21 protein-coding genes are annotated in these 18,030 nt (G+C 47.9%); 5 read left to right on the plus strand and 16 right to left on the minus strand.

Annotation, left to right across the window (positions count from 1 at the left end):
* Positions 1-223 (plus strand): hypothetical protein (locus tag M989_RS26105; RefSeq protein WP_209438782.1); only part of this gene is annotated, 223 nt, incomplete at its 5' end.
* 115 nt (positions 224-338) lie between these two features.
* Here M989_RS26105 and M989_RS22800 read toward each other — a convergent pair.
* Positions 339-1,952: an HNH endonuclease signature motif containing protein gene (locus M989_RS22800; RefSeq protein ID WP_007372347.1), complete on the minus strand. Its 1,614-nt coding sequence runs from the start codon at positions 1,950-1,952 to the stop codon at positions 339-341.
* Between the two features lie 579 nt (positions 1,953-2,531).
* Here M989_RS22800 and M989_RS25730 point away from each other — a divergent pair.
* Complete coding sequence (locus tag M989_RS25730; RefSeq protein WP_016241542.1) at positions 2,532-2,798, plus strand: hypothetical protein; 267 nt, start codon at positions 2,532-2,534, stop codon at positions 2,796-2,798.
* A 211-nt stretch (positions 2,799-3,009) separates the two neighbouring features.
* On the opposite strand, the gene M989_RS22810 is transcribed toward M989_RS25730, so the two are convergent.
* On the minus strand, positions 3,010-3,228 hold the full coding sequence (locus M989_RS22810; RefSeq protein WP_007372345.1) for a hypothetical protein: 219 nt from the start codon (positions 3,226-3,228) through the stop codon (positions 3,010-3,012).
* A 282-nt stretch (positions 3,229-3,510) separates the two neighbouring features.
* On the opposite strand from M989_RS22810, the gene M989_RS22815 reads away from it, so the two are divergent.
* Positions 3,511-3,834, plus strand: a complete 324-nt coding sequence (locus M989_RS22815; protein ID WP_007372343.1) for a hypothetical protein — start codon at positions 3,511-3,513, stop codon at positions 3,832-3,834.
* Between the two features lie 35 nt (positions 3,835-3,869).
* On the opposite strand, the gene M989_RS22820 is transcribed toward M989_RS22815, so the two are convergent.
* The 9 genes from M989_RS22820 to M989_RS22855 all read right to left on the minus strand — a co-directional run bounded on the left by M989_RS22820 (position 3,870) and on the right by M989_RS22855 (position 11,058).
* The gene (locus M989_RS22820; protein WP_016241543.1) at positions 3,870-4,733 is read right to left on the minus strand and encodes a hypothetical protein; all 864 of its coding nucleotides are present in this window, start codon (positions 4,731-4,733) and stop codon (positions 3,870-3,872) included.
* 240 nt (positions 4,734-4,973) lie between these two features.
* Positions 4,974-5,348 (minus strand): hypothetical protein, encoded by a 375-nt coding sequence (locus tag M989_RS26350; protein ID WP_223226822.1) that lies wholly within the window; start codon positions 5,346-5,348, stop codon positions 4,974-4,976.
* 205 nt (positions 5,349-5,553) lie between these two features.
* Complete coding sequence (istB, locus tag M989_RS22825) at positions 5,554-6,351, minus strand: IS21-like element helper ATPase IstB (RefSeq protein ID WP_048213831.1); 798 nt, start codon at positions 6,349-6,351, stop codon at positions 5,554-5,556.
* A complete protein-coding gene (istA, locus tag M989_RS22830; protein WP_048213832.1) occupies positions 6,351-7,523 on the minus strand; it encodes an IS21 family transposase in 1,173 nt (390 codons plus the stop codon). The genes istB and istA overlap by 1 nt, the downstream gene beginning before the upstream one ends.
* Positions 7,524-7,649: 126 nt before the next feature.
* Complete coding sequence (locus tag M989_RS22835; protein WP_016241545.1) at positions 7,650-8,048, minus strand: hypothetical protein; 399 nt, start codon at positions 8,046-8,048, stop codon at positions 7,650-7,652.
* A gap of 21 nt (positions 8,049-8,069) precedes the next feature.
* Complete coding sequence (locus M989_RS22840) at positions 8,070-8,387, minus strand: hypothetical protein (RefSeq protein WP_009651680.1); 318 nt, start codon at positions 8,385-8,387, stop codon at positions 8,070-8,072.
* A gap of 87 nt (positions 8,388-8,474) precedes the next feature.
* The gene (locus M989_RS22845) at positions 8,475-8,960 is read right to left on the minus strand and encodes a hypothetical protein (RefSeq protein WP_007372340.1); all 486 of its coding nucleotides are present in this window, start codon (positions 8,958-8,960) and stop codon (positions 8,475-8,477) included.
* 410 nt (positions 8,961-9,370) lie between these two features.
* Positions 9,371-10,237 (minus strand): RepB family plasmid replication initiator protein, encoded by an 867-nt coding sequence (locus M989_RS22850; protein WP_008786567.1) that lies wholly within the window; start codon positions 10,235-10,237, stop codon positions 9,371-9,373.
* Between the two features lie 572 nt (positions 10,238-10,809).
* Positions 10,810-11,058 carry a hypothetical protein gene (locus M989_RS22855; protein ID WP_016241546.1) on the minus strand — a complete coding sequence of 83 codons (249 nt, stop codon included), beginning with the start codon at positions 11,056-11,058 and terminating at the stop codon, positions 10,810-10,812.
* A gap of 925 nt (positions 11,059-11,983) precedes the next feature.
* On the opposite strand from M989_RS22855, the gene M989_RS22860 reads away from it, so the two are divergent.
* Entirely contained in the window at positions 11,984-13,102 is a 1,119-nt protein-coding gene (locus tag M989_RS22860; protein ID WP_016241547.1) for a replication initiation protein, read from the plus strand.
* Positions 13,103-14,630: 1,528 nt separating this feature from the next.
* Here the strand turns inward: M989_RS22860 and M989_RS22870 are convergent.
* The 5 genes from M989_RS22870 to M989_RS22890 form a co-directional block, all read right to left on the minus strand.
* Positions 14,631-15,350: an HNH endonuclease signature motif containing protein gene (locus M989_RS22870; protein WP_007372337.1), complete on the minus strand. Its 720-nt coding sequence runs from the start codon at positions 15,348-15,350 to the stop codon at positions 14,631-14,633.
* Between the two features lie 153 nt (positions 15,351-15,503).
* Complete coding sequence (locus tag M989_RS22875; RefSeq protein WP_016241550.1) at positions 15,504-15,929, minus strand: hypothetical protein; 426 nt, start codon at positions 15,927-15,929, stop codon at positions 15,504-15,506.
* A gap of 111 nt (positions 15,930-16,040) precedes the next feature.
* Positions 16,041-16,343: a hypothetical protein gene (locus M989_RS22880; protein WP_007372336.1), complete on the minus strand. Its 303-nt coding sequence runs from the start codon at positions 16,341-16,343 to the stop codon at positions 16,041-16,043.
* A gap of 136 nt (positions 16,344-16,479) precedes the next feature.
* The gene (locus M989_RS22885) at positions 16,480-17,025 is read right to left on the minus strand and encodes a hypothetical protein (RefSeq protein ID WP_007372335.1); all 546 of its coding nucleotides are present in this window, start codon (positions 17,023-17,025) and stop codon (positions 16,480-16,482) included.
* Positions 17,026-17,096: 71 nt separating this feature from the next.
* A complete protein-coding gene (locus tag M989_RS22890; protein ID WP_016241551.1) occupies positions 17,097-17,621 on the minus strand; it encodes a hypothetical protein in 525 nt (174 codons plus the stop codon).
* A 143-nt stretch (positions 17,622-17,764) separates the two neighbouring features.
* Here M989_RS22890 and M989_RS22895 point away from each other — a divergent pair, with 143 nt between their 5' ends.
* Positions 17,765-17,956 (plus strand): hypothetical protein, encoded by a 192-nt coding sequence (locus M989_RS22895; RefSeq protein ID WP_007372333.1) that lies wholly within the window; start codon positions 17,765-17,767, stop codon positions 17,954-17,956.
* Positions 17,957-18,030 lie beyond the last annotated feature (74 nt).

Raw genomic sequence — 18,030 nt, forward strand, 5'->3', positions numbered from 1 at the left:
CCTTAGCGCCACTATCAGAAAGCTTGAATCCTACCAATCGTCATCTTGGGCAGATAGAGCTCTCCATGATTTATATGCAGAACTTCAGCGAATTTGGCCACAGGTGGAAGAGTATTATACTCAGATGCCAACATACCAAATGGAACGTGAGTTTTACGCTGAACTCGTGCAAATAAAGATAAAGGCTGAAGAGTACCTACGTAGAACTAAGCAGGAACAATAAAACAATTCGTTTTTGGGGAGCCCGGTGGGCTCCTTTTTTGTGATGGTTCAATCCGGTGACGTGGGGTTACCGAGCTGGCGCATTCCCACGATTCGCACCTGATGGATTACCGGTTTTACTTGGTCAGTTCTAACCGGCGCTGATAACGCTCCCAGCGCATGACGAGATTCGCCGGGTCTATCGGACGGCAAAGCCCGGTAATCACATGGCCATCGTATTGCTGCAAATCGGGATCTTCGGCCTGCGCGACAGGGTCAACGTGGACGGTCAACGTCTCCGGGCAAATGGCAAGGACGTTGTCGTCAAACAGCCGGTGCAGATCGATACGAAGCAGCAAGCCATTACTCCAGTGATCCAGACCACCAGCACTATGCTCTACCAGGTGTGCGGCCTCTGTCCTGCGGCGTAAGCTTGCTCCTGTAATCACGCAGCGGTCGTTACAGTTTCGACGGACGGTAGCAGCGAAATCAGCCTGATCCGGCCTGGTCACCACGCAGGTTGTAGAGCCTTCACGTTTAGGGTGCGCCAGGGGCGCAACAGACGGTTCCTGCATGGAGACGCGGGATTGTTCAACTTCGACGGAGATCAGGGCTGGCTGGGGTGCTGGCTGCGATTCTCGCACTACATCGTGCGTAATGCCGTTGGTTTCCGCTTCTTTAAGCTTTCCGACCTGGCTTGCTGCGGCCAGCGCACGGTCACGCGCTTCCTGCTTTTCTTCCTTCGTCCATTTACGTTTGGCAGGTTCGTGTGTGGGAGCCGGGAGATTATCTGGTTCATTGACCGGCACAGGGTCAACCATCTTTTTGCCTTGCATTGACTCAGCCATAAACCGGCGAGCCAGCACATCAGCGCGTAGTCCCGTATCGCGATGCTCATAAAGATAGGTGCGAAATTCCGTCACACGTCCGCCCACCAGCTTAATGGCCTCACTCATTCCGGCCTTGTTGATGGAAGCGCTACTGGTTTTCAGGTTGGGCAAACCGTACTGACGTGGGTTTTCTTTCTGGGTGCTTTCAGCGCCGGTCAGACGGCTCTCTCTGATTTTTCCATTATGCCGGGTCGGTGAATCGCCATTCGGATGTTCAGGAGATCGCCAGGTGTCTGCGGGAGGCGTATACGTTGTACCGTTCTTCTGGGCCATGTAGGCGAGCACTTCCCGCATATCAACACGGGTCTTTTTGCGCTCGGCAATACCTTCATCAATCTGACGTTCAAGATCCGCTCGCTTCTCTTTGTGCAGGCGGCGCGATTCCAGTACGGTTTCGTTATCATTCAGGCGTTCTACTATCTCACCGGTATTTAAATTCTGGTTTGCCAGTTCGCGCACCATGCTCAGCACTAAATCGCCCATTGGATGCCGGGTTGTGATACCCAGGCGCTCAAACGCCCGGTTGGTGATCTCGTTTCTGCGGGTTTGATTGGCCAGTTCCGTGATCTTCTTCAGGCGCTCGATTTCGGCAAGCTGTGCCCGCTTCATCAATTCGCTGCCGGTTAGCATGGCAACAATCTGAACCTGACTCTCACCCTTCAGTAAGTGCTCGGTGATGAATGTAGAAAGAGCTGCCCGCCCACCGTGATTTTTAGGGATACCCAGCGTGGCCAGAATGTCTCTCTTTAGAATATTACGCAGGTTAGCGGCCTTTTTTTCCGCTTCATGTTTGGCCTGCATGTCCCGGCTATGCTGCTTACGTTCGGCCCGGGTTTTCTTCACCTTCACTTTCGTCGTCACTACTCTTTACCTGGCAGGGCATCATCATCATTGATACCGGTCGCGGAGGCCTGCGGTCGTTACCTATCCCCCGCCGCTGGCCGCACATTTGATGGCGAGAGTATACCTGCTCTGTCGGCAGCGCGTCTTTTCTTGTCTTCATATATGCAAATTTAGTCCAACATACAAATGCGATCAGGGTCAACACCCCCGCGTCCACCCTGCAAAGCGCCCTTGACCTTTATACCCACTGAAACCCTCGCGCCCCCGGCCCCTCTTTTTTTTCTCTTTTTTTCTCTCTTTTTCTCATATTTTCTCGCATGGCTCATCCAGCGACCGGAGTCCCTATGTGGGGTTTGCAGGAACCGGACGGAAAGACCGGCACGGCCCGGTTGCCGCAGGCGGGGGAAATGGCCAGACCGGGCACGGCGGTTTCTTTTTAAAATGGTGGGCCCGGGCAGAATGGTTACCCCGGGCACGGGCCCGATCCTGAAAACGACACGGAGGTTTCAGGTACGGCTCCCCTTTCTGCCCCAAGCGAAGCGCAGGGGCAGAAAGGGGAAGTTTATTTGTATGTTGGACTAATAGAGGGTGATGTACGTGAATTCTGCCCGGGTTTTCCCGGCGATTATCCCGGAATCCATCACCGATATTCTTCCCTTTATCCTAATACCGGTGATGGCCACCGGCACAAAATGCAGGGTGTTCCGGCCCGGCGAAGATGCGGCCGCAAACCAGCACGAAAGTGTCGGTCGGAAAAAGGTGAAGCCAATGCTGGTGGCCGCACGGAATTCAGGCGGGCACTCGACGTTACTCACCCACGACTCCGGGTTAACGGTTCGACTCCGGGTAGCCTGGCCCGGGTGAAGCCCGGGGCAGGCTACCCTGTTTTTGTATGTTGGACTATTTTGACGGGTACTGGAGCAAACCACTCTGCCACACGATATGGCATTTAGTTACCGCTCTTGCGGTTCATGGATGAAATAGTCGGTTCTGTCAGGAGGGAGTCAGGGAAATGTGAAGAACCGAAATGGCCACGCTGAAAGATCATGTAGCCAGTTCAGATAAGCAAATTGAGTTAACGCCCTCGCTCATACCGCACCAGCTCTTCAGGTTTAGACAACCACTCTGTAATCTGGTGATCATGCATTGACGTATCGTATTCAAAGTCTGGCGGATAATACATATCGCCAACAAACCACTCTTCCTGCTTTAATTCATCCTCATCTATATCACAACCGCTATCAAGCCAGTCCCATCGGCCTCTTTTGTTAAAAATCACTCTCCCATTCGGCATAAAAGCTCCTTATTCAGTCAGATGGTTACGGTCTCGATATCTCGATGCCAGGTTAACATCGTTCACCAGTTTTACCACGGCTGGACGTTCGGCTTCAGTCCAGGAATCAGGCTGATAGTACACCCGCAGCGATTATCATCAAACTACTTCGCCTCTCAATCCCGCGCTCTCAAATTTCTGTTATGCATCATGCCAGAGTACAATATGAGGACACTATCGCCGGAATATTACCGACCGCCCCGACGATTAACGTTACCGGCCTAAGCTGAGGAAAATGGTTCTATGAAGTCATTTCTGATCAAAATGTCAAACGCGCATAACGAACACATCCGGGAAGTCGCTTCCGTGGATGAAGCTATTCGTATCGCATCCGAAAGAGCAAATGAAGGTTTCTGGCTTCCACCCAGCCGGGTCTGCGAAATGAGCAAGGAACATGAAGGCCGGTATACAGTCGGTGATGATGGCTGGTTCCGCCCCATCGAGCTGGCGGTTCCAGTCGAAATAGAAGAAGTGAAGTCGTCCTACGGGAACGGTGGTTACGACATGATTTCCGTAGGCAAATGGATCCAGACTCAATCAGGCTGGCAACCGTCACCGGCTGTCTGACTCTCCTTTTGTTTCGGTGGGGCTAGAGTGCCCCACTATTCTTCCGCTTTACGCTCGCGTTTTTCTTTGTCGCACTTCACTTTTTCATAAGCCTTGCCAAACCACTTAGGCTCTTTTCCCATCCCCGAATAAGATAGTCCTTCCGGCAGACTCTTCCAGAACACCGTTATCGCCTCGGCAAATTCTCTAAACTGTTCCTCGGAAACTTCAAGTTCTTCGTGGCGAGCTGGTCTCTCTTGCGGATAACCTTCGCATTGCCATACTGAGTAGTACTCCGGGTGAGCATTAACCAGTTTCTGGTGGGCATCACCATCTCCATGTTTATAAACGTTGACAACCTGATGACATGCACTGATTAACGGGAAACATGGCATGTTTCGTACTTCAATACCCAGCCATTCCATCAAATCCATAAGCCTCGGAAAACTGAGGTTCCAGATCAAATCTGATATCACAACCATGTCGAGCCACCGCCAGCTTCTGGCCTCCCGGATAAGCAGATCTCGTAATGCCTTGTCAAACTGGTGGTACATCCCAGCGGTCAGGGAAAGCGTGACCGTGACCTTCATTTCCCGCAACGCAACCCAGTGGCAAGCTTCAATCTGTTCAATATTCTCGTATACGTCACTTTCGTCGTGGTAATCAGGATTGAACCAGTCTCCAGCTGACTCTATAAATGACTCGCCTTTCTTTGTCGCTTCACTCCTGATCTCCACATCACTGAACTGCGACAGCAAACGTTCCTGCGCTTGTTCAGCGTAAAAAAGATGCGGGTTAAGCACCCACGGTCGGTCAATTGCCGCAAAGAAAAAGATGTTCCATCTCGGGTCGATAATTTCTTTTTCAGCATCAACAGCTGGCGCTGATACACTGCGGTTTGATTGTTTTTTTCTACCCATACCACTATCCAAATTAAAAACAGACGAAAAAAAACCGTCCAGCTGGACGGTTAATATCAAAATATCCTTCAGAAGTCTGACACGGGTCAGGCGCTAACCCGGGCAGTCGCTACTCACTAATTAAACCCCGCATAGGGGAAAACAATATTTTGATACTCCGACAACGCACCCCGCGATGGGGGAAGGTATGTCAGGCCAGTCTAACAAACCCAAAGCTCGTTGCAACCGCCAATCAGTGACTTAATCCTGGCAATCCTGATCATCAGTTTCAGTTCCGCAACTTAAGTAATCCATATTTAAAAACATTTTGTTCCCCGAGCCTGCCAATGCAGACAGACCTGAGATTTTACAGATCACGACAATCGACGGTACGCGTTTATAAATCTCGATTTCGCTTTCCCAACTTGACGCAAGATACCTTTCAAGCTGAAGTTCAGGGGTTACATCAACAGGTTGAATTCTGACCACAAAACCGTCTTTTCGCCCCTCATTGCGAAGAGATGTTAGCTGTTTTATCTCTGCATCGTTGAGTGTGGAAAATTTACGGCCATTAAGAATATGAGAGCAAAAATTGAAGCCAGTGATATGAGATGAGCCACCAGTTATCGATTCCAAAATGCTTGCATATTAGCTATCTGGGGGTTAGGCTCGCCTGTTTGCGGAGTGGATTCACATAATTCAAGGAGTCTTTCCAATTCCGATTTGGAATCACCCATACCCAATTCATTGCAAGGAAAAACATTGTGATTATTATTCATGAAAACTTGTCAACGCCAAGATTTATGGCCGTTTTTCGCCATTTTTAATGTCCGCTATTTGATCACTTCTGTTGTCCGCTTTCCGCCATTTCATCATCACTGATTGGCGTTGCGTTTTTAGCCAGCACTCCGGCTTTGCGTTTTTCCTTCAACCGGTAACTTTCTCCTTTTATATTCACTGTGGTTGAGTGGTGCAGCAGCCGATCCAGGATCGCCGTTGCCAGCACGTTATCGCCGAACATCTCTCCCCAGTCTGCGAAGCCTTTGTTTGATGTCAGGATTATGCTCGCTTTTTCATACCGGCGATTCAGCAGGCGGAAGAACAGACTGGCTTCCTCTCTGTTCATCGGCAGGTAGCCTATTTCGTCCAGGATTAGCACACGCGCATAGCTCAGCTGTTGTAGCTGACGCTCCAGCCGGTTTTCCAGCTTCGCTTTCATCAGCGTTGCTACCAGTCTGTCGAGTGGCATGAACAACACCCTGTGACCTGCATCCGCCGCTTTCACGCCGAGGGCTACAGCCAGGTGGGTTTTCCCCACTCCGGGAGGACCCAGCAGGATCACGTTCTCACTGCGTTCCACGAACGCCAGACCGGCCAGCTCCCTGACGACCTTACGATCGATGCCTGGCTGGAAGCTGAAGTCGAACTGCTCCAGCGTTTTGACCCACGGCAGACGAGCCTGCTTCAGCCGGGACTCCATACCGCGCTGATGCCTGCCGTTCCATTCCTGCTGCAGCGCCATGTACAGGAACTCCCGATAGTTCAGCTCTTTTTTAGCTGCCTGCTCCAGCAGACTTTCCACGTGATAACTCAGGTGCTCCATTTTCAGGCGACTCAGCAGCGCTTCAAGTTCATGCATCACAGCAGCTCCTCATACGCACTCAGTGGACGATGCTCCACCATGCTGACCTGCTGCCAGAGCGGGGCATGATGTTCCGGCACCGTTTGCCAGCCAGATGATGCTGAACAGAGCCGGTGTGATGCCACCTGCTGCTCATTACTGTAGATCCGCAACTCATCATCCAGCGATATGCGTATCGAGACCGGCTGGCCACACAGCGTTTCGGGAACGCTGTAGCGATTGCCGCCAACCTCGATATAGCTGTCCCAGGAGACATGGCGGATGTCGAAGTAGCTGGTATCGAAGTCCGTATCAGGCAACGGCTGCAGATGTTCCTGCTCGAGCGCGAAGCGCTGTTCCGGGGTCTGTCTGAACTGGCGAAGCTCCCGTTTGTCAGCCACATCAGCCATCCATTGCTCCAGTTGCTGGTTAACATGAGCGAAGCTGTCGAACCTGCGATAGCGGACGAAGAAGTTCTCCTTGAGATATTTCACCATCCGCTCCACCTTACCTTTGGTTCTGGCCCTGCGCGGACGACAGGCACGCGGCAGGAAGTCATAGTGGTCGGCCAGCAACAGGAACCCGGAGTTGAACACCACTTTCCCGTTGTTATTTTTCAGCACCGCCGCTTTCTGGTTATCAACCAGCACGGTTTTCACACTGCCACCAAAGTAGCGGAAGGTGCGAACCAGCGACTCATAGGTGTGTTCCGCATCCTGCTTTGGCGCGGCGAAGACATGGAAGCGACGGGAGAACCCCAGCGTATTAACCGCGAAGTTAACTTTGCATCGCTGCCCGGCGACCTCCACCTCAACTTCGCCCCAGTCGTGCTGCAACTGGTAAGCGGGCTGGGTTTCGAAGCGGACCGTTTTCTTCGACGGACGCATTTTGCGTTTGGGCTGGATGTAATAGCGCAGCATGGAGCGACCACCGGTGTAACCCATCGCTTTGATTTCTGCGAGGATGACCTCGCCATTCCAGACATTTTCGGCCAGACGTGTATCGATATAATCCATAAACGGCTTCAGTTTGGCCATTTTGTGGCGCGTCTTTCTGGCCGGTGGCTCAGGGTATTTAAGATACCGTCTGACGGTGCGTTCAGAGCAACCCACCTGAGTTGCAATATCGATAATGTACGCACCCTGCTTGCGCATTTGTTTTATCATGTAAAAGTCCTCTCTGCTCAGCATGTCGATGTCCTTTCTGGTGTGAGAACCTCAAGGAAACAACATGTTGGGTGGAGCGGACAATTCAAATGGTGAATTACCGTCTTATATCATTGGCGCTAACAAACTCCGTAGCATTAGATTTGAAGGCTAGTTTTCAACACTATGGGATCCCGAAATAAGTTCTCCCCCCCGCTCCCGGTAAGCTTTCGTTAATACCGCATAACTTTCTGAATTAACATGCTCATCAACCCCCGAACAAATCAGCCGGTTCGTCGGTGCTTCAAAAGCGTGGCGTTCGTATTTTTCGACCACGCGACAATCTTCCGACCATCTCTTGCCGAGCAACAAATCATTTGTGGTAATTGATGGAAACATCATCAATGCAAAAATTCCCCCAAGACAGCCTATTGGCACGAGCCACATGCAAACGATCTTGTTTTCGGAGCGTACAAATTTCAACCCGATGGTAGCGCCTATGATAGTCACGACAAATACCACCAGCAGAATTTTTAAGGGTAAAATCAGATCTGCGGCATAAATTAGCATTAATCATATCTCCTTAACTTTTCAATATTTGGTTCCTTCAAAAAGCCATCCATACTTTCCTTCATCTGGATGATCTGTCTTGTAGTTTATCTGGCAAGTGGTGAACTGACGCATCCATTCTCGTGACCTAAAAAATTTCCCACGAGGAAGTTTATCGCCAGGTAAGCATTGTTCAGCCCATTCGACAAAAGCAGGACAAACCCCCTTAAAGTGAGGAATAACAACTTGCGTGGCTTCTTTACGCATTACTGCTGACTGAATGGTTTTGGGATCAATCGTCATGGCTTCACAGGCTAACCCGACTTCACAAACATTTCTATTCTGCTGATGTTCTGTCATAGCGCCTTCCAGTTGAAGTTAAGTAGGGTCAGTTTGGATTTGAAAATTGTTGTACGGTAAGCCTGTTCTTGAACCTGCTTCGTGATCTTATGCCCGTTTGATGGCCACGGACTGACGCAAAAGTGCAAGAACGTCACTGACACTCATATCCCACGCATCCGCCTGCCGTTTCAGAATAAATGCCCCTACTTCCATTCTTTGGGCATGGTTCAACATATGCGTCAGCATATCCCCACCATGAGAAAAGTTTATCCCGCAGCCGGATGCACCATTGTTGATGAGCGTAAAACCTTTGTTTTTATCGGTTCCGTGAAAGTTTGCCCTCATCTCCTTTTCCAGCCCGAACAATACCGCGCAACATTGAGTTAATTCATAGCGATTCAGCTGGATGACGCGCTTAAGCTCCCATTGGGCTTCTTTTGCGCCATCAGCAATCGGAGCCATAGTGATGTTCACCGTGGGAAACGCATCCTTACCAGGCGAAACCACATATTGAAAATCAAGAGCAGTACGTTTTGCGCCCGTTTGCCGGTCTGCATAAAGCTTCAGCTGCTTACCAAATGTCGAAGTCATAACTATCCTCCAGAACTTAATTTACCCTGGTCATTCCAGCCGACAAAAGATTGTCGGGTTGTTTTCTACAGGCCTTCCCTCTCAATCCCACCGGGTATATTTTCCCCTTCCCTCTCGTTCCCACCGGCGATAAAAACTGTGCAGATTAAAAAAGTATCTTTTTGGGATTAGGCGAACAGCAGTAATTATAAAGAGGAGTGTTATTTTCTTTATTTTTCATGGTAATACAAGTTGTATTCAATAGAGGCCTGACGCGCCCCATCAGCTTTTCAGATGTAAATGGGACTATTTATCCTTTAGCGACTACAAAATCACGGGTGGGTTTGAGAGGGAAACGTCAACTTAGTGTTTTTGACCGGTGGGAATGAGACAGCACATTCCCGGAACCGGGCAAAAAGACGTTTCAAACATCAGGAACCTGTTAGTTTGGGATTCCGATCCGTGATCTGAATGGTGGGTACGCTGGTGTCCACCAGGTAGTAAAATTTCAGGTAACCGATGCTGGCAAGCACATCGAGAGCAGTTCGCATTTTCCGGTTCTGTTCGGCAATGCGCCCATTGAGCAGTAAACGCTGTCGAAGTCTGTCAAAGGTGATCGGGGCTGGATGTTGAGGTAGCGCTTCAAAAAATGTATAGAGCGCCTGAGCCGTTTCATTCCTGGTAAGTAGCTCCAGGGGTTTCTTCCGCAACAGAGTAAGATGATCTGAACGGTACAAATCCCAGAGTCGTTCGTCGGCTTCCAGGATGATGTAATCACTTTCACCATCAAATTCCGCCTCTTTCAGCAACCCGGCTACTTTGAACTTGGTGATCCCCGGGTTCTTCTCAAACCGAATGCTTTTTGAGCGAATCTTCGTCAACGAATCGGCTATCTCATTGCGCAGTTTCGTGCTGTAGCGTTTTGATGGGTAGCCGCAGAGTTTGGCAAATTCACTAAAGGGCATTTTAATCCGGTTACCTTTCAGCGCATCAGGCGATACGCTGAAGGAATGGACGATTGCTGTCCAGCACCGGAAGTCCTGGAAATAATTCAGCATCGGGCCGGTGATCTTTATGTCCGTGTACCCTTCCTGTTTTGCAATTTCCAGACTGGATAGCGCTTCCGTCACGTTTAGCGTGACCGTTGCCTCTGTTCGGCAACTGGGAGTAAAAACGCCCAGGCGGAGCAGTGATACAGGTTGTACTGATGAATTTTTTGTCACCGTCAGCTTTCCAGTCGACGGCTGATTGAAGTCGGGAATAGCGTCCTTGAAAAGAAGAACTTCATTCGAGTTCATCGTGTGGATCCCCCAGTTTTATTGTTATTTTCCGGGTATCTTGGAATGCCCAGTCCGGGCGAATGTATCACGGTGATTTTTATTGATCATGAGAAATAGGGGTCATTTAGTCCCCATTTATCGGGTATTGGTTTTTATTTGTACTAAATCAATACGTTATTTCAGAGATGAATCGGATAAATGTCGTTGACATCAAATTTTTGATCTGCTGCCAGTGTGGACAAAAAATGAATACCGATCACCTATTTTTGAGATTTGTTACGTATGATTATGTTTTTATTTGATGTTTTCATTAGCACAGCAGATGTTGATAATTAAGTTCCTTTCCCCTTCCAATCCCACCGTTATTCCCTTTGAACACCACCAGCTACCAGGCTAACCCCACCGACAGCCCTTCAGAGCTCACTTTTTTCCCTCTCAACCCCACCGGGGCAGGTCTTCAGAGCTTACCAGCTGCGGGTTTGCGGGAGCGGGGATCTTTTTGGTTCTATTTGGTCTTAATCTGGATCGATCTGTTGATCTACCCGGTGGATATGTGGATTAGTTGAGTCACGTCCTTGTTACTCGGTTGCTTAAATTTGGCCACTACGAACTGTCTCAATACCACTCTGAACAACATCCCAGTTGATACCGATATCACCATCGTGAGTTCGGTCTATCAACGCTAAGGTCGACTCAGCTTCGCTAGCTGAAACCTGCGGCATGTTTCGGTCTATTGCTAACTCCTGAACATCAGACTTGTACCAGACACGGACTAGCACCTTTTCGTCAGGGTTCATTTTTTGCAGCTTTGCGATAATTTCTTTTGCAGTTGCGTACATGTGAGTGCCTCTTATCGTTTTGTTTACACAATCAGTAAAGCACCGAGTCAGTAGCTGACGAAGGCAAAAAAGATACTTTTCCACAGGACAGTTCCAATAAAGAGATCCCAAAGGTGCAACGGAGTACAAAAGAGATCCCTGTACGCTGCAAGCCGCATGGTTACTGGGCTCAAGGGCATTTTATGACAATGGTAATGACTTTTTTGACATTGGTAATGATTAAAATGACATTGGTAGTGACTATTTCGACGTTAGTAGTGAGTATTTGTGACAATGGTAGTGAGTTTTATTGTGTGATCTGAAGGTATAACTCTTAAAGAGTTTTGAGTATATTTCTATTATAATTCATATAGATACCATCTATCACCTGTATGATGAAACAAAATTATTAAAATCTTATCCACTGTTTTCTATACGCATTTTCCTTTCATGCCCGTACATATTTTCGACAATTTAGCTATTCGATGTTGATTTAACTCGAAGAGAGAATTTATCCCCATTTTCCACAAGGTAGTTCCAATAATTAGTACCTTACGAGTTCCCATAGATCACAAGAGATCCCCGCAGCTCGGAAGCCAGACGGCACAAGGCCTGGAAGCCAATCGGTGACAACGGTAGTGATTATTTTGACATTGGTAGTGAGTTTTTTAACGGTAGTAGTGAGTTTTTTGACAACGGTAGTGATTGCGGCGACAATGGTAGTGATTTTTTAAAGGATCTTTTTCACCGGAATTGCTCCTTTGTTGATAAACTACGTATGTATTTGTTTTTATGTGAATTTCAGAGTTTTATATTTAGTCGTGGCGTTTTTTTAGCCTGGACTTATGCACAATCTGAGATCGTCGCAGAGATCCCTTAAGTGACACTGAGGGCTTTGGGCGATAGTATTCAATAATCTGTTGATTAATACAGTCGATAAACCACTATGACCAATGAGAAAGATTCTGAGCAGCAAGGCCAGATGGTTACCAGGGCTTTCTCTGTAACAGAGAGAGAGACAGGTAAAGAAATTATTTTACGTCCTAATAGCAGCAGGACGGTTCAGTCTATCGCGCTCATGCGCCTTGGGTTGTTTGTGCCATCACCAAAAAGCGTTGGCCGTCAGAGTCGTGAATACAAAACTGTTGGCTTTGATGCCACGAAAGAACTACAGACACTTTCTTTGATGGAGAGCGAGGGTTTCACCAATATCTCGATCGTGGGTCAGCGCCTCGATATGTCTGTTGACTTCAAAACGTGGATGGGAATCATCCGAACGCTAGCTAACCATCCGATTGATAACGATAAGATCAGCCTCAAATTTACTGAGTTTCTGAAGCTCTGTAACCCTGAAAATTATCGTTCCTCTACCGCATCCCGTAAGCGTATCGACGCGTCGTTACGCAGGCTGGCATCCGTGATGTTGTCCTTCACCAGCACCCACTCGTCAAAGGTGTATACGACGCACCTGGTGCAGTCTGCCTTGCTTGACCCGGACTCTGATCAGGTAGAGCTACAGATAGACCCTAAGATATTCGAGTTGTATCAGTACGACCACAAGGTTTTGATGCAGCTGAAGGCTATCAAGGAACTGGCGAAAAAAGAGAGCGCACAGGCGCTTTACACGTTCATTGAGTCACTTCCACCAAATCCAATCCCGATCTCCTTAACGAGACTTAAGAACCGATTAAATCTTAAGACCCGTGCCAACAGCCAGAACGCCACAGTACGTAAGGCATTGGAGGAGCTGGCATCCATTGGTTACCTTCAGTACACCGAAGTAAAAAAAGATGGGAAGGTTTATTTCCAGATCCACAAACGCGATCCTGATTTGAATCTGAACAATATCCAACCACCACCTGATGGTGATGGCGAGGGTGATGCTGATGAGGAGAACAATGGCACGTCGGGTAAAAATAATGGTGAGCCACTGGAAGGTGAATTGTGCCCACCAGATGAGCCCATTGATGGGGATGAAACGTTAACCATCCATGACTTAACAGCTGAAGAACTTCACTACATTCGCAGCCTTAGAAGCCAGAAAAAGAACAATCCCGCCAGCTAGCATTCCCTCCGGGCTGTCAGATGACGGCCTGGAACCCTCCCTCCCTGCACATCGTCAGAGAATCCTGTTTAGCTTAATGACAACGGTATTGAGTGACGCGGTCACTACTGTTGTCATTGCGGGGTGACCACTCATGACAATGGTAATGAGACTAGATAGCTCACTACTGTTGTCATCATCGACATCTCTCCAGACCAGCTTCTCAGGGAAGGTCTTACACCGCTCACTACCATTGTCGGAATCGCCGGTACAGACAAATCGCTGATACCCATGACACCATGACATCGGCAATGAGTCTTGGCAGCTCACTGCTGTTGTCATCATCGACAACTCTCCAGAGCAGCTTCTCGGAGAAGACCTCATACCGCTCACTACCATTGTCGGCATCGTCAGTACGGATTTATCGCTGATTCCCATGACACAATGACAACGGTAATGAGTGATTTGACTCACTACCGCTGTCATTTGCTCCCGGCGCATTTGAATGACCACTGTATTGACTAAGAATACTCACTACCGTTGTCATTCATGATTCAGACCAAGTTCTTACTGCTCCACCAGCACAATGACAACGGAAATGAGTTCTGTTGGTCATTACCGTTGTCATATGCATTCCAGGTTAATCAGGCCTTTCAGGTAGCTATGGTAAGGATTCACTCGCCGTACTGTCTGCTCGTACTTGAGGGGCGGGATGAATGACCGTGGTAGTGACCGCGTCACTCCCTGCCGTTGTCGTTGTATGAATACATGGCCTGTCGGTGACAATGGAAATGAGTCCAACCGCTGTCGTAGCTAACCTGATTGGTCAATGACAATGGATGTGATTTTTTCAAGTCTCTACCATTGTCATCGTTTCCAAGTACATTTCAGTGGGGTCGTTCCGGCGATGACGAATCAAGTGAGTGCGGGATCACAACCATTGTCGAGGCACAACTTGCCGGTTGTAGCCATACCGAACGCTGCGACAACGATAGTGATCTCGATCACTCATTACCGTTGTCACCAGGCGGATGGTGAAGCACCAGAATCACTACTGTTGTCATCTAACATTCTGCTACCCATGCAACCAATGACGATGGTAGTGAGCAACGCCGTCTACTTGCTGTATATAGGGATAGTATGATGAGCCATAACAATGGTAATGACTCACTACCATTGTCATAGTTCCTGTACTTGATTGCCGGTAACCAGACAAGGGTTAACCATTAAGTCACTACCGTTGTCATTACAGAAAGGTACTTTCCTTAATTGTCATTACCGTTGTCGACCATGCACCCTCTTACCAGTAGTAACGGTTCGTTAATTATGTGAAGGTGATCATTACCATTGTCACTGGTTACACTCCCGGCAGATTCAAAAATCGAGTGACAATGGATGTGAGTTCGATGCGCAGGACGGCATCTCAGTGCCGATGGCAATAGTTATGAGCTGACCAGACTGGTGACAACGATAATGAGCCAAGCATTGAAGCCCGTTTGCTACGACAACGGTAATGATTAGGCCTCACTACCGTTGTCAGACACGATGCTTACTTCGGCCAGGTAAGTTCATCCCACCGGGATTTTAACCAGGCAGGGTTTACAGGTTTTCTTGTCGGTAATATTGGCCGAGCTTCATACGCGATGAGATCGTCATCCTTAGCCAGGATAGTGGGGTGGAAATGGATTGTCAGGGTGCTGGGATTAATCACACACAGGCCGTTGTCGTATAACCGATGTATGTCTGCCCGAAGCCACAGGCCATTACTCCAGTGGTCAGAGCCCGCTTTATGATGCTCAATCAGATGTGCTGCTTCTCCCCTGCATTTTGTCTTCACACCGGTGACGACACACCGCTCCATGCAGTTGAAGTATACCCTGTCGCTGAATTTCTTCTGATCAGGACGGGACATCGCACCGTACCGGCGATATCCAAAGCGTTTTGGTGAGACTTTCTCATCCAGGTCATCGTCAAATGAATCCTGACTCTCAGGCCGGAAGGTCTTCAGACGAACTTCCCAGCGAATGCCGTCACGTGCAAATTGCTGCCCTACGCGTGGGTCATCATCAGGCCAGATAGCTATTCCCTTAGCTTTAACAGCCAGCCGGAACTGGCGGGCATCAGCAGGGGTTCCCGTGCGGGTTAGTGTCATAAATTCATGGACACTCCGGTACTCCACTGGTTCTCCTGATGAGCCAGCAGGCCTGGCGAGAACCTTGTCTTTAATATCGCGGGCGAGTTTATCGGTTTGATTTTTATCTGAAGCCATGTGAGCTATGCCATACCGGAAGAGGGAGGCATGAATAATGGGCTGTTTTCCGAGGATAAGCCATAGATACTCACTACTGTTGTCATTCTTGTCGATGACAACAGTAGTGAGTCTGGTTGGTATGCATCATGTCGAAATCGGAGCACCGGTGACTTATCGAATAGTCTGAACTGACTTGTAATGCGCTTGTGCAGGGTGGCCATAAGCCGTATTCGAGCGTGGAACTTCGAGGTGACCCGGCATCCATCCGGTCGTTTTTGCAACCCAGAAACAGCGTTCCTCACCGTCATCGGTAGTGACTCTAACACGACAACCTTCAAGCCCAATTAGTTGGGGGGAAAGATTACCGGGGCAGCATTTCCGGGAAGCGTTAGCATATACCTGCCCGCGCCGCATGAGTTCTGCACATTGTTCAAAATGTTCTTCTGTACCCAGTGCAGCTACTGGTGCTTCAACGTCCATCCAGTCAGCTACGGCGGTTGCTTTTGTATGCAGGAGATCAAATCCGTAGCTTGATAGAATAGAGCCACATTTAAGAACATAGAGCTGCTGCTCTTTGTTAATGTTTTCGAGTTTCATAGCCGCTCCTGTTAGATTATCGTTGCCTGTTATTTAAAACATGGCTTTTCAGTAAATAAATAACCACACCTGCATGACGATTGGGACGCGATAATAAATAACGAGTATCTATTAGCTTTGAGTGCCGAAAAAACCACAATCCATAAGTTGCTCACCAACGGTATTGTCGAATAACATATCGTCTACTGAAACTTCATAGCTATTCTCTGATGAAAAATATCCAGCGTTATCATAGTCGACTTCTAAAGCGTCACCATCAATAACCACAACCTCAGTATTAACGAAAAGATCATCAAGGTCTGAAATAACCTCAATATCTTCACTCTGTTCATCGGTAATGACAATGACAACCATATCATCTTCAAACTCGGAAGCTGATACTTCATCATATCTTGCTGCAATTAAATCTGACATATTAGCCTCCAGTTGAATGTGATTGCCTATATGTCTATATTACCACCCACATGCTTGTGACGAAGTGATTTGGCTTATTTTTAATCGTTTAAAACAAAAAAGCCACCCCGGTTATTTCCTTGGTGGCTAATTGATATTATCCCTCGGCTAGTTCCAGCGCTTCCTTCTGGGAAGTGGCTTCACCGAACCAGACCAGATCATAATGCGTGAAGTCAGTAGATAACATGCTCCTGACCCGTTGTTCCTCTGTTGCCACAGTGCGGCTATAGACAGCTACACAGCGCTCTCTCTTCCCGCCCCGCAATGATGAAGGGCTGTTGAAAATCGCAAAACACATCGTTTCCGGCTTAACGTTAACCCCGCCCATTTTTTCAATGACGTAATCATAGGCAATTTTTTCAATGTCATAAAATGAGCCGTCAGATGACACCATTGAATATTTCAGAACAGTACCCCCCAGAGCTCGCTTAATCTGGTGCTCCCTTTGCTGCTCGTTGTTCCAGCGAAAGGTTTGACGGCTGCTGGGGTGTCCTACTTTCTGTTCCGCTTTTGCACGTGGGCTATAGCCGTCAGCAATGAGTGAATCCATAAATTCACGCATTGATAAAATCTTACCGTTATGACGAATTTGTTTGGCTAGGAAGTTTTCAATACGTTTTTCGTTGGCTTTTTGAAGTGTCATTTTTTCTGGCCTATGGTTCGTTGTCGTTATATTCAGTAAACCATAGGTCGTTCATGTGACGAAACGTGTATTTATTCAACCCTATCTTCAATTATTTCGGTCATTAGAAAACGCAAATGATGATTATCGCCATCAGGATTGATTTTGTTTTTGTGATAATCCATTACGCTTACATTTCTTGCTTGTTTGAAGTGGTAATTATCCATCGCGTTTACAGTTTTCTCATAGTAAGCTTCAGCTGAATAATCCAATAAACTTCGATAATAGGCAGCGACAACATCCCATCGACGATTTTCCGATGCTTTACATAACTCTTCGTCGTCACCTATTGCCGCTATGATATAACCATATATATAGCCAAGACATATGTCATGATTAATGGCTTTTCTGAATAATTCGGGAGAATATACCATAAGTATAAAGCCTAAAGACCTATGTATAAATACCCTGCTGTCATGGACTATTTTTCTGTCATGTTCGATAGCTGATGGCGCGTTATCACCCTCAAGAGTAACAGGTTCAGGTATAGAGACTGACGGTTCCGCCCTCTCCTGTTTTGTTGCGCCAGCGAAAAACCTGCTTATACGTTCAAACATAATGTGTCCTCCGCATTTTTGACTCAGTATAGCCAGGAGCACTGGCCCGTGTGCGGGAACGGAAGATGACCGTCGATATCCCGTTGTTACTTAACCAGCCTTACCGTACTATCAGGTGAATTATAGTTCACGTGGATTAACCTATGTACAAACCCACCAGCGATGAATTTAAAGCAGAGATGAAACGCAAAGGCTGGACGCGGCAGGCGCTGGCACAGCGCTGGGGCAAGTCCGAAAGATGGATAAGTAATATTTCAGGTAATGAGGAACGCGAGCAGCATTGGAACGATGCGCTTGCAGGACTACCAGTATTAAAAAAAACCAAGAATAAGTGAAGTATAGTTCCCTTTTTTATTGATTAAATGTGAACTATAGTTCATGCTTTCTCGTGTGTTCGACTTCACTTCCC

Origin of the sequence: Kluyvera georgiana ATCC 51603, from assembly GCF_001654985.1 — a bacterium.
GTDB classification, from domain to species: domain Bacteria; phylum Pseudomonadota; class Gammaproteobacteria; order Enterobacterales; family Enterobacteriaceae; genus Kluyvera; species Kluyvera georgiana.